Source organism: Acinetobacter lwoffii (assembly GCF_052078135.1).
Lineage (GTDB): Bacteria > Pseudomonadota > Gammaproteobacteria > Pseudomonadales > Moraxellaceae > Acinetobacter > Acinetobacter lwoffii_Z.
Window position 1 is genome coordinate 198,387 of sequence record NZ_JBQGUZ010000001.1, and the last position, 12,155, is coordinate 210,541.

Genomic DNA, 12,155 nt, shown 5'->3' on the forward strand with positions numbered 1-12,155 from the left:
TCCTGTGGATATAAAGCCAAAAGCCGATCTTTATTGATCGGCTTTTTTATGTAACTATTGCGTAAGTATTTTACAAAAAACAAACATCCCGTTAATCTATAATTTTCGCTATGCGATAATGACTGAGCTCACGATTAAGATGACTGTATATAACAAATTAAAGCTTGCCATTTTTGCCATTGTCGCTTCACAAAACATTTATGCGATTAATGTAGATCCGGTTCAGATTCAGTCTGCCCCTGGGGAATTACTCTATGCAGAAATGACTTTTCGGCAGTCTGATATCAATTTGCCGATTGAAGTCAGTCTGGCTTCACCTGAAGATTTAATGTCAATTGGTGCATCGCATCAGCCACCTGGTCATCTGAACTTTTTTACCCGGCGCAGCAATAACGGCACCGGGGTCATTACTATTACTTCTTCTCGCCCCATGACAGAACGCGAGCTGAATATTATTGTCAAAATCAAGGAAGGCAATGCTGCACGTCTGCAACATATCCGTACGCCCTTACAAGCTAAAACCGATTTATTAAAAGCCAGTCTCAAACAGAATGAACGCCCGCTTGCACCAGTTGTCGTCGTCAGCGAAAAAGATATTGCACTCAACTTACCTGTAAGTAGCCATTACAGTACAGCAGCTTCCGCAGTCTCAAATAAGCCACCGGTGTTAGAAAAGCCGTTGGCATTGCAACGCACAGCACCACCTGCATTATCGAACACTTCCATTCCTAAAACTGCATTTGCGCCAGCTGTAATGACATCAAGTCCAGCGATTCAGGCGCAAGCGATTGCGCCTGTGCTTAAAAGCGAGGCTGTAACTGCACCCGATACTCAAGCCCCAGTTAAAACTGCAGCGGCGCTTTCAGATTCAGTAAAGACCTCACAAGCAACTCTTGCATCGCCTGCTCCTGCAGCAGCTTCGACTACAAACAAACCAGCTAGTACGATGCCAGCAAATCAAAGCGCATCAGCATCAAATAAAGCAGATGTGCAGAAAGCTGTAGAGTCCCATTCTGATCATCAAACAGCTTCCAGTGATCCATTGGTGAAGAAATTTGCTGAGGAGCAAGCCAGAAAATCAACTGGATCAGCCAATCCGGTGAAAACTCCAGCTCCAGTTACAACAAAAGCCTCACCAGTCAAAGCAACTCCGAATCAGACTCCACCTACTTATGTGGTTCAATCCAATGAGTCACTGTGGGGGATTGCTTCAAGAATTGCCGAACAGCAGCAGCGTCCTGTCAATGAAGTCATGCAACAAATTAAAAAAGACAATGAGCATGCTTTTATTGGAGGAAATGCCAATCGTCTACGTAAAGGTGCTGCATTGAACTTAAATACGACTCATCCTACACCTGCGCCTATTAAAGTCACTGCGGCAAAGCAAACCGAGCTACCGTCTAAGCCTACTGGCAAGACTAAATACCGCCTGAATCAGGCAGAAATGAGCCTAGTGGCTGAGAACCAGCGCGATTCCGGGCAAGTTTCTGCAAACCAGAACACAGAACGCAATCAAACATCAAAGGAATTGTCATTAAAAGTTATGACAGCCCGAGAAAAAACCGTTAAATTACAGAGAAACGTAACTGAATTAGAATTGGCACTCAATCAGAAGGATCACAGAATTCAGTTATTAAATGCGCGTCTGGCCCAGCTACAACAACAGCTCAAAGCCCAACAAGCAGATAAGAAGCCAATTAATTAAAAAGTTACACATGACGATTTATTGGGATAGGCGAACTTAAACTACTCTATCCCCAAGGGGTAAAACATGCTGATTTATGTGATTCCATTAGTGATATTGATCATCGTATTAATTGTCTTTAAAAAACGACAAGATGCTCAAGAATCAGATAAAGCAAAAACTAAAACGGTAAAAGCAAAAAAACCTGGTTCTGCGTCAAAAGCTGCCCCACAAAGAACCAAGGTGGTGGAGCCAGTCGGGGTCACAAAAAAATCAGCAACGCCATTATCAGCAGACACACGTAAGAAAATTGAGGGCCTGATTCAGGAACGTAATTTTTTTGCGGCCGAAGCACAGATTAATCAGGCACTGAATCGGGATAATTCCCAGCATGAACTCTATCTGTTGTTATTGGATATTCACATCTTACAAAAAGATGAGTTTGCGATTTCACAGCTGCTTAACCATATCCGTTCTTTGCATTTAGATGAGATTCTGGTACAAGCTGAAGCAAAACAGCGTGAATTTGAAAAATCTTCATCTGCTGTACAAGATACTATTGATTTTCCAAGTGCCCAGCCTAAAACTTCTTCTGCGCAGGAAGCTGCTTCAACTTCAGATGCCTTTGCCGATCTGGTTGCACCGGCCCCTTCAAATGAACTGGCATTTGAACAATTGCAGCAGGACTTTCAATCAAGCAAGCCGGCCCCTGTTGCAGAACCTGTAGCAGATATTCAGCCACTTGAATTTAATTTTGAACCAAAGACTACCCCAGTAGAAACACCAAAAGCTGAAGAGGTTCCTGTACCTGCTGCTCCTTCTGTAGATTTTGAATTTCAAACTACATCTACAGATATTCAAACTAGAGCAGTAACAGAAACGGCACCTGTCTTAGACTTTAAACTGGATTTGGAACAGCCTGCTCCAGTAGAAACAACACCAACTGTGACTGAAGAAATCAAGCCTCTCGATTTTTCATTCTCACTTGATACACCTGTACCAGCAGCTGAAAAAACTGCGGTGCCAGCGACTGAGTTTGATCTGTCCAGTTTGACAGCTGCAGCACCTATGGCAGAACTAACGCCACAAACCAATCTAGCAGAGATAGATTTTAAATTAGATTATTTGGAAACCACGCCAGAAGCGCCTGCTGCAACAGTGATGAGTTTCGACCTCCCTGCTACGCCAGCTCAGGTAGCCGTAGACCAGCATGATCCACTCGTACAATCTTTCCCGGAATTACTGGATGTTAATGAAGCGAGTCTCAATCTTGATCTTGCGCAGCAATATATTCAACTCGGTGCTTATGCCGCTGCCCGCGAAATCATTGCCGAGCGAGAAGCTGAATATACTCCTGAACAACAGCAACGCGCAGAGCAATTACTGAATCAAATCGCATCTTGATGCATTTCGATTTACACTAAAGCAGTCAATAATTGGCTGCTTTTTTTATGATAAAAAATATTGCATTAATTTATATGGGTGGCACATTCGGCTGCGTGGGAGACCCTCTTGCACCGATGCCTGCTGATTTATTTATTCCAAAACTCGAACAGATACTTGCAGAGCAGTATTTTGTAGAATGCCACCATGCACCCGCCATTAAGGACAGTAGTGCCTGCACAGCAACCGACTGGTTGCAACTGGTACAGTTTATTCAGCAATTGCAATCGCGGCAAATCCAGCATTTTGTGATTATTCACGGTACAGATACGCTGAGTTATGCCAGTGCAGTACTGGCACATTTTATTGGAAACTCGGCGCATGTGGTGCTGACCGGTAGCCAATATCCGTTGCTGAATGCTCAAGGCAATGAACAGCGTGAATTTAGTGATGCCCTGGATAACCTGAAATTTGCACTAGATTCCATCAGCGAATGTAGCGCTGGAGTCTATCTGGCATTCCATCATCAGCTGCTACATGCGCAAACTGCACTGAAACAGCATACTACTGAGTTAAATGCCTTTTCCGGTCTTGAGGCCAATATCGCAATCCAGACCCATCAACCGTGTTATCAGGTCAAGGTAGAAGATATTGCGAAAGCGGCTGAATTCAACTGCATGAGCATCATGATGCAGCCGATTGATCTGGCTCAGCAGCTGAATAACTTGAACAACCTCTTGGCTCGACCACCGCATTTTCTATTTTTGCAAGGTTTTGGCACTGGCAACCTGGCGGTCAATGACACCATGATTGCGCTCATTGATCAACTCTATGAGCAGGGCTGTATTTGCGTCTTAACCACCCAAGTGCCTTTTGGTGCGACGGATCAGCGCTATGCCATTGCCGAATGGGTGAATCACTGCAAAATTTTGCTGAATGAAAGTTATGGACATGCGGATCTGTATGCAAAAGCCCTGAAAATGTATTTACAATACGACACTGTAGAGCAATGGCATCGTCATTGGTACGATCAATAAGGTTTTGAGGTCATTATGCAGCGTTTTGCGGTGGGAATTGAGTTTTGTGGGATGCATTATCGGGGATGGCAGACTCAACAGCCGGGAGTTGCAAGCGTACAGGAAACCATTGAAAAGGTCCTGAGCAAAGTTGCCGATCAACCGATTAGCCTGCATGGTGCCGGCCGCACGGATGCCGGGGTACATGCGACCAATATGGTGGCGCATTTTGATACGAATGCCGTGCGTTCTGAACGTGGCTGGCTAATGGGCTGCAATAGCCAACTCCCTAAAGACATCTCGATTCAGTGGATCAAAGAAATGGATCACAGCTTCCATGCCCGTTTTAAGGCACAGGCGCGCCGCTACCGATATGTGGTCTATAACCACCCTGTGCGCCCGGCATTGCTGCATAAACAGGTCACCCATGTCTATGCACCGCTTGATGTTGAACAGATGATATACGCCACGAAAAAGTTTGAAGGCACGCATAACTTTGAAAGCTTCCGCGCCGCAGCCTGTCAGTCCAATCAACCCGTCCGTCATGTCAGCCATTGCCGTCTGATCCGGCATGGTCAATATCTGGTATTGGATATTCAAGCCGATGGCTTTCTGCACCATATGGTGCGCAATATCATGGGATGTTTATTGGAAATTGGTCAGGGCATGTATGCTGCCGATCATATTGATAATATTTTCGCGGCAGAAGACCGTAAAGCTGCTGGTGTGACTGCGCCAGCAGATGGTTTGTATTTTATTCATGCTGATTATCCGGCGCAGTTTGAATTACCTGAATTACCCTTAGGTCCGCACTGGCTGAATATGCCGGAATAGTTTTTAAATTTTTTAGAATATTTACCCCCCCTAACCCCTCCTAAAAGGAGGGGAATTCCTCCCTTTTTTAAAGAGAGGTTAGGAGGGATTTTTAACGCTGCTTGCGCTTCCGATATTCCACTGGCGTTTCATTGGTCCAGCGTTTAAAGGCACGATAGAAGGTACTTGGCTCGGAAAAACCGGTCAGATAGACAATCCGCTCGACGCTCTCATTGGTACTCGCCAGCAAACGCTTGGCCAGACGACAGCGATAATCCGAGAGAATCTGCTGAAAGCTGGTATGTGCCTCACTCAGTTGTGTTCTCAAACGGCGTGGCGTGATGTTCAGCTGGGCTGCCACAGTTTCTAGCGTGGTTTCGCCACTCTCCAAAGTAGAGCCGATTGCACGACGTACTTCACCGACCAGATCATATCTTGCCAGTTCCTGTAGCTTTTCAATGGCCAGTTGCTCATGCAGCTGCAACAGCTCAGGTTCAGCCTGCCACAGCGGATATTCCAGGATAGTCGGATCGAAGTATAAACGGGTTTCTTTCTGACCTAGACTGACCGGACACTCATAAACCCGGAAGTATTCATCATCAGGTGCCCCTTTATAAAAATTAAAATCGATATAAATCGGCTCAAAACGCCCTTCAGTAATAAATTTAAAGAAACGCAGGACACCTGACATGGCGCATTCAGTAAAATGACGATTGACCAGACTCTCAGCAAAAGGCTGTTCACCATTGGTTAAATAGCAGCGGTCATCTTCAATCACCAATTTGGCAGCAAAGGCATCACTGATCAGTCGCTGATAAGCCAAAGCACGTTTCAGTCCCTCACCAAAATTTTCAGATGAAACAAACAAGTGTTCAATCACTTGACCACGATAAAGAGGCAAGTGTTCACCCAGATGCAATCCAATATCCGGATCCTTGCTGACTTCCTCTGCCGCCACCCAAAAGGCATGCTGGGCACTCAGCGGAGTACGGTCATTGGCCTCTACTTGATTTAAAGCCACTCCTGCTTTGGTCAAAAGTTCTTCTGTTGGCAACCCCGCACGACGAATCGCCTGATAGCCTAAACGCAATACGACTGATGCATCCGTTAGCTGACTCACTCAAAAGCCTTCCTTGTATGTACTTCATTTATACTTAAAAAGATTAATTTTAGATTAACTGTGATTGACCAAACTGACAACAGAAACAGGTGTCTTTTTAGTTAAAAAAATTATCGTGACAGTTCGCCTATTTTACTGGCAGATGATCAGTCTAACGCCCGTTTCGTCTTGTATTTTGCAAAAAAATTGACTATAATTTGCGCCTTTCCAATTTATTCATTCAGGTAGGCTATGGCCAATAAAGAGGAACTCATCGAGTTCGAAGGCGTTGTCACCGAGACGCTTCCTAATACTATGTTCCGTGTACGTTTAGAGAACGGTCACGAAGTGATTGCCCACATCTCTGGTAAAATGCGTAAACACTATATCCGTATTTTAACTGGCGACAGTGTGAAGGTTGAAATGACACCTTATGATTTGACTAAAGGTCGTATCACATATCGTGCACGCTAAGTTTTAGCGCAAGCAAAAGCCACTTTTAGTGGCTTTTTTATTACTTGAATTATTTATCAATCAATAAAATAATTTGACACAGCCTTATAAATTCACGACTATTCATTGAATTAAAAATAACATGTATAAAAACAATGAATATGAAATGCTTATCCCTACTTTCCAGCTTGTTTCTCGTTGCATGCGCTACCGGCGGCAATCAGCATCTGCATCAGTCTCTACAACCTTATGTAGGTCAAACTGCCGCACAGGTTCGTAGCCAGCTTGATCTTCGTGCCATTGGATTCAAGACCTCCCAGCAACCGATTCAAACCACAGAATTTCTCAGCTACACTATTTTTCGGGATATGAATATTCCGATGGGCACCCCGAATATTAGTCAGAGTATCTCGATCGGTGCACCTATGCCGATACCGTCAAATGGTGGTTATAACATTGAGATGAAATGCCAAATCTGGTTTGACCTCAAAGATGAAATTGTTCAAGCCATCCGCTATACCGGTAGAGCTTGCTAAGCTGTACTCATCGAGTTCAAAGCCTGTATCTAATTAAATCAGGGATCAACCTCACCACGCTAAACTTCTACCGTGTATCAAATCACAACAGTATTTTTGCATGGAATGCGCTTACACTCATTTTATTTGGTGTGAGGATAACTCATGAAGTTCACACTGATTTTAGTATGCTGTACAGCATTCAGTTTGCTTAATGCATGCAGCACCACCTCATCAACAACTGCGCAGCGTGATGCCTACTTACAACAGTTCATTGGGCAAAGCAGCCAACTGATCGATCAGACTCTGGATCTAAAACGTTTAGGTTACCAGCAGATCAGTGGGCCTGAACGCAGTGCCAAGCAATTAAGCTATGTGGTACAACGCCCTATTAGCATTCCTTTGCCTGTAGCACAGTTTCCTGCTACAGGGACAGGCACTGTACCGATTCCCGTGTCAGTAAGCCCTGCCGGTGGCTATGATGTCAAATTGCAATGTAAAATCACCTTCTTACTCAAAGATAATATTGCGACCGCGGTACGTACCACAGGCCGAACCTGTTAAGCGGTTTGGATTGATATGCCCATCATAAAAAAACGCAGCTCAAGGCTGCGTTTTTTTGAATCGAAACAGGCTTAGCTCAATGCAGCAACGACTGCTTGACCCATTTCAACCGTACCGACTTTTTGCATGCCTTCAGACATGATATCTGCCGTACGCAAGCCTTGATCCAAGACCTGACCTACTGCATCTTCAATGGCTTTAGCAGCGGCTTCTTCACGGAAGGTATAACGCAGCATCATCGCCACCGAAAGAATCGTTGCCAATGGATTTGCCAGGTTTTGACCCGCGATATCTGGTGCAGAACCATGACAAGGCTCATACATACCCTTACCATTTTCATCCAGAGATGCCGATGGCAACATGCCGATTGAACCGGTCAACATCGCAGCTTCATCAGACAGGATGTCACCGAACAGATTCGAGGTGACAATCACATCAAACTGCTTTGGCGCACGGACCAATTGCATTGCGGCATTGTCGACATACATGTGTGATAAATTAATTTCAGGATATTCGGCATCTTTCAGCGCAGTCACTGTCTGTTTCCACAGCTCAGTTACTTCAAGCACGTTGGCTTTATCCACTGAACACACTTTACTACCGCGCAAGTTGGCCATTTCAAAGGCGACTTTGGCGATACGCTTGATTTCAGACTCTGAATAAACGTCAGTGTTATAGCCTTGCTTCTCGCCATTTTCCAGTTCACGAATACCGCGTGGCTGACCGAAGTAAATACCACCCGTTAATTCACGCACAATCAGAATATCCAGACCCGCTACGATTTCAGGTTTTAAGCTTGAAGCATCAGCCAGTTGCGGATAAAGAATCGCTGGGCGCAAGTTGGCAAACAGGTTCAGTTCACTACGTAATTTCAATAAACCACGTTCCGGACGAATTGAACGCTCAATCGTATCCCATTTTGGACCGCCCACGGCACCAAGTAAAATCGCATCGGCTTTTTTGGCCTGTTCAGAGGTCACGTCTGGATACGGTGAACCATGTGCATCAATGGCTGCACCACCGAGTAAGCCCTGTTCCCATGTCAAATCAAGATTAAATTTTTCATTTACGCGTGTGAGTACTTGCTCTGCGGCTTTTACAATTTCAGGGCCGATGCCGTCACCAGCTAAAATCAAAATTTGTTTAGACATGAGATTTTCCGTTTAAAACGTCAGATTCAGACCTGACAGAGGTTAGATTTTCTTTTCTACAAACTCTGCAATCCCGGTGACTGCATTATAGGGTTTGCAAAAACGACGAATGGTTTTTTGCTCTTGTACCAGATCTACACAGAGCGGATCCGGTGCCGAAGCATTTAATAAACTGCTGCTACGCGCACTACGGTCACGGAACATTTTTAAGCTATAGCGGTTATTGGCCTGAAAACGATGGAATACATGTAAAGTTTCCGCTTTATCCTTACTGATCGGATAAAAACGCACGACCAGTTCATGCTGTCCTGCCGGCACAGATAAATAAATCGAATTGGCCTGATTTAAATTTTTGGCCTGCAAGCGCACCAGTTTCTGCTTCAGCGCCTCATCACTGATGCGGCCATTGTCGGCGTTGACAATAATGGTCTGATTGAAGCGTTCGAACTGACAATCTGGCGTCCCTGTACAGTAGATCAGGGCATTGCTTTTGCTCTCAGTATTTTCTTTGGCATGTTTGAGTTTCATCGTGTCGATGCTTTGACATGCAGTCAACAGCACCGATACTGAACTTAAAGCAAGCCACTGTTTCCAATAATTCGCCATAATGTCTGTCTTACCCAATCAAAAAACTCAATAATCTTCCGATATTAGCAAGGGCATCGCAGTCATGCCATGACAATTTTTACTGATTTATCCATGAATTTCGGCAAATACCCAAGGACGCGATTGTTTGGTTTTTTCTTCATAGGCACGAATATCATCCGCCACCTGCAAAGTTAAGCCAATATCATCCAGACCATTTAACAGGCAATGCTTGCGAAATGGATCGACTTCGAACTTAAAGCTTTCACCTGTAGGGGTGCGAACTTCTTGTGCCTGCAAGTCAATGGTCAGTTGATAGCCTTCATCTGCCGCACATTCCTTAAATAACTGCTCAACAATATCTTCAGCCAAAATCACGGGCAACATACCGTTTTTAAAACAGTTATTAAAGAAAATATCGGCAAAGCTTGGCGCAATAACAGTACGGAAACCGTATTCACTCAAAGCCCACGGCGCATGTTCACGGCTAGAACCACATCCAAAGTTGGCACGTGAAATTAAAATAGACGCACCCTGATAACGTGGCTGGTTCAAGACAAAGTCCGGATTGATCGGACGAACTGAATTGTCCTGACCTGGATAACCTTCATCCAAGTAACGTAATTCATCAAACAAATTGTCACCGAAACCGGTACGTTTGATCGATTTCAAAAACTGTTTTGGAATAATTAAATCTGTATCGACATTGGCACGGTCTAAAGGTGCAACGATACCTTGTTCAACGGTATAAGCTTTCATGTCTGTGCTCCTACGTACCAATTAAAATGAACGAACATCAACAAAGTGACCTGCAATCGCAGCAGCGGCTGCCATGGCTGGACTCACCAGATGAGTACGACCGCCATTGCCCTGACGACCTTCAAAGTTACGGTTCGAAGTCGAGGCACAATGCTCGCCCGGTTGCAACTTGTCTGCATTCATTGCCAGGCACATTGAACAGCCAGGTTCACGCCATTCGAAGCCTGCCTCTACAAATACCTTGTCCAAGCCTTCCGCTTCTGCCTGAGCTTTCACCAGACCCGAACCCGGAACCACCATCGCCTGTTTAATTGAGGCGGCAACTTTACGACCTTTGATCACTTCGGCTGCAGCACGAATATCTTCAATACGCGAATTGGTACATGAACCGATAAATACGCGATCCAGCTGAATCTCAGCCAAGGCCTGACCGGCATTTAAGCCCATATATTGATAAGCACGGTTCCAGTCATTGCGTTGTACCTCGTCTTTGGCTTGTTCCAAAGTCGGTACTGCCTGAGACACTGGAATAACCATCTCAGGAGAGGTCCCCCAAGACACTTGCGGCTCGATCTCTTCACCTTGCAACACGACTACTGTATCAAAATGTGCATCTTCATCCGAATGTAAGGTATTCCAATATGTAACCGCTTGATCCCACTGTTCTGCAGTCGGCGCATAAGGACGGCCTTTAACATATTCAATAGTCTTGTCATCGACAGCGACCATACCCACGCGTGCACCGGCTTCAATCGCCATATTACACACGGTCATACGACCTTCGATTGACATGTCACGGAACACCTGCCCACCAAATTCAATCGCGTGGCCTGTACCACCTGCGGTACCAATCTTGCCAATAATCGCCAAGACTACATCTTTTGGTGTCACACCTTGACCTAATTTGCCGTCAACGCGCACTAACATGTTTCTCATCTTCTTTTGAACCAGACATTGGGTCGCCAATACATGTTCAACTTCTGATGTACCGATACCGTGCGCCAAGCAGCCAAAAGCACCATGGGTTGCTGTATGCGAATCACCACAGACCACAGTCATGCCCGGCAAGGTCAAGCCTTGCTCCGGCCCGACCACATGCGCGATGCCCTGACGGATATCATTAATATCAAATTCAACAATATTAAAGGTCTTGCAGTTATCATCCAAAGTTTGTACCTGGATGCGCGAGGTTTCATCTTCAATTCCGGCAACACCCTGTTCACGCTCTTTTTTCGAGGTCGGTACGTTATGATCCGGTGTGGCAATATTCGCGCTTAAACGCCATGGCTTGCGCCCGACCAATTGCAAACCTTCAAAGGCCTGTGGAGAAGTCACTTCATGTAATAAGTGACGGTCGATGTACAGTAAGGCAGAACCATCATCACGTTGCGTTACTAAATGGTCGTCCCACAATTTATCATATAATGTTTTTGCTGTTTGGGTTGCGCCTGCCATGTCGATGTACTCCACTGGACTGGGTAAATTCTTTCTCTGATTTTGATTATATCGCTGCAATCACATAAATCTAATTTATCATTTTTATCAGTTAAAAAACTTTTTGGAATCTTTTAAAAGCTGAATCAAATCATGCTTTAGCTATATTGTCATAAATCTAATTTTCCGATTAAGTTATAAAAAATATTCGCTTTTACAAATCAAATGAGAATTATTATTATTTCTTCATCGACAGAGATTATTTTTAAGGAACTTCGACATGGCACATATTCAACGCTTTGTAGACAATAACCAGCGCATGTTTAAAAAGACTTTCAGCTACTACATTATGCATATTACCGTAGCGATGATTGTGGGTTATTTGGTGACTGGCAGTCTGACGATGGCGATTGCCTTGAGTTTATTAGAACCAACGGTACAGGCAGTGGCTTTCTTCTTCCATGAAAAAATCTGGGAGCGTAATAACCAACAGCAGAATGAGGACATTACCGTCTAAACTCTTCGGTCGAGGTTCCTGATGAAAGACTGCCTTTATAGGTGGTCTTTTTTAGTTTTTAAAATGCCAAGGCTTTGAAAATGTATAGTAATTCAGCACTGCAACATAGATGAGCTAATTTTACTTTGATTTATTCTTAAAATATAACAATAATAGATTTACACATAAAAATTCTTTATAGG

At 44.4% G+C, this 12,155-nt stretch carries 13 protein-coding genes; 8 read left to right on the top strand and 5 right to left on the bottom strand.

All coding sequences use genetic code 11. The annotated features are described in order from the left end of the window. The first annotated feature begins 118 nt into the window (after positions 1–118). The 4 genes from ACTL4S_RS00905 (at position 119) to truA (ending at position 4,917) form a co-directional block, all read left to right on the top strand. On the top strand, positions 119–1,705 hold the full coding sequence (locus ACTL4S_RS00905; protein WP_441298558.1) for a FimV/HubP-related protein: 1,587 nt from the start codon (positions 119–121) through the stop codon (positions 1,703–1,705). 66 nt (positions 1,706–1,771) lie between these two features. Further along, a complete protein-coding gene (gene fimV, locus ACTL4S_RS00910; RefSeq protein ID WP_441298559.1) occupies positions 1,772–3,088 on the top strand; it encodes a T4P machinery localization factor FimV in 1,317 nt (438 codons plus the stop codon). Between the two features lie 47 nt (positions 3,089–3,135). Beyond that, entirely contained in the window at positions 3,136–4,104 is a 969-nt protein-coding gene (locus ACTL4S_RS00915; RefSeq protein WP_312326549.1) for an asparaginase domain-containing protein, read from the top strand. Positions 4,105–4,119: 15 nt separating this feature from the next. After that, positions 4,120–4,917 (top strand): tRNA pseudouridine(38-40) synthase TruA, encoded by a 798-nt coding sequence (truA, locus tag ACTL4S_RS00920; protein ID WP_441298560.1) that lies wholly within the window; start codon positions 4,120–4,122, stop codon positions 4,915–4,917. A 91-nt stretch (positions 4,918–5,008) separates the two neighbouring features. Here the strand turns inward: truA and ACTL4S_RS00925 are convergent, their stop codons facing one another. Continuing rightward, positions 5,009–6,016, bottom strand: a complete 1,008-nt coding sequence (locus ACTL4S_RS00925) for an AraC family transcriptional regulator (protein WP_441298561.1) — start codon at positions 6,014–6,016, stop codon at positions 5,009–5,011. A 231-nt stretch (positions 6,017–6,247) separates the two neighbouring features. Here ACTL4S_RS00925 and infA point away from each other — a divergent pair, with 231 nt between their 5' ends. From infA to ACTL4S_RS00940, 3 genes are all read left to right on the top strand, one after another. Next, the gene (gene infA, locus ACTL4S_RS00930; protein ID WP_001284370.1) at positions 6,248–6,469 is read left to right on the top strand and encodes a translation initiation factor IF-1; all 222 of its coding nucleotides are present in this window, start codon (positions 6,248–6,250) and stop codon (positions 6,467–6,469) included. A gap of 134 nt (positions 6,470–6,603) precedes the next feature. Next, entirely contained in the window at positions 6,604–6,984 is a 381-nt protein-coding gene (locus ACTL4S_RS00935; protein WP_441298562.1) for a hypothetical protein, read from the top strand. Positions 6,985–7,128: 144 nt separating this feature from the next. Continuing rightward, on the top strand, positions 7,129–7,527 hold the full coding sequence (locus ACTL4S_RS00940) for a hypothetical protein (protein WP_441298563.1): 399 nt from the start codon (positions 7,129–7,131) through the stop codon (positions 7,525–7,527). 71 nt (positions 7,528–7,598) lie between these two features. On the opposite strand, the gene leuB is transcribed toward ACTL4S_RS00940, so the two are convergent. The 4 genes from leuB to leuC form a co-directional block, all read right to left on the bottom strand. Continuing rightward, a complete protein-coding gene (gene leuB, locus ACTL4S_RS00945; RefSeq protein ID WP_441298564.1) occupies positions 7,599–8,678 on the bottom strand; it encodes a 3-isopropylmalate dehydrogenase in 1,080 nt (359 codons plus the stop codon). A 42-nt stretch (positions 8,679–8,720) separates the two neighbouring features. Further along, positions 8,721–9,284: a hypothetical protein gene (locus ACTL4S_RS00950; protein ID WP_138742832.1), complete on the bottom strand. Its 564-nt coding sequence runs from the start codon at positions 9,282–9,284 to the stop codon at positions 8,721–8,723. 87 nt (positions 9,285–9,371) lie between these two features. Continuing rightward, positions 9,372–10,022 (bottom strand): 3-isopropylmalate dehydratase small subunit, encoded by a 651-nt coding sequence (gene leuD, locus ACTL4S_RS00955; RefSeq protein WP_138742831.1) that lies wholly within the window; start codon positions 10,020–10,022, stop codon positions 9,372–9,374. 21 nt (positions 10,023–10,043) lie between these two features. Continuing rightward, positions 10,044–11,477 carry a 3-isopropylmalate dehydratase large subunit gene (leuC, locus tag ACTL4S_RS00960; protein ID WP_441298565.1) on the bottom strand — a complete coding sequence of 478 codons (1,434 nt, stop codon included), beginning with the start codon at positions 11,475–11,477 and terminating at the stop codon, positions 10,044–10,046. A gap of 259 nt (positions 11,478–11,736) precedes the next feature. Between leuC and ACTL4S_RS00965 the strand changes: the two genes are divergently transcribed. After that, the gene (locus ACTL4S_RS00965) at positions 11,737–11,973 is read left to right on the top strand and encodes a DUF2061 domain-containing protein (protein ID WP_005107971.1); all 237 of its coding nucleotides are present in this window, start codon (positions 11,737–11,739) and stop codon (positions 11,971–11,973) included. Positions 11,974–12,155 lie beyond the last annotated feature (182 nt).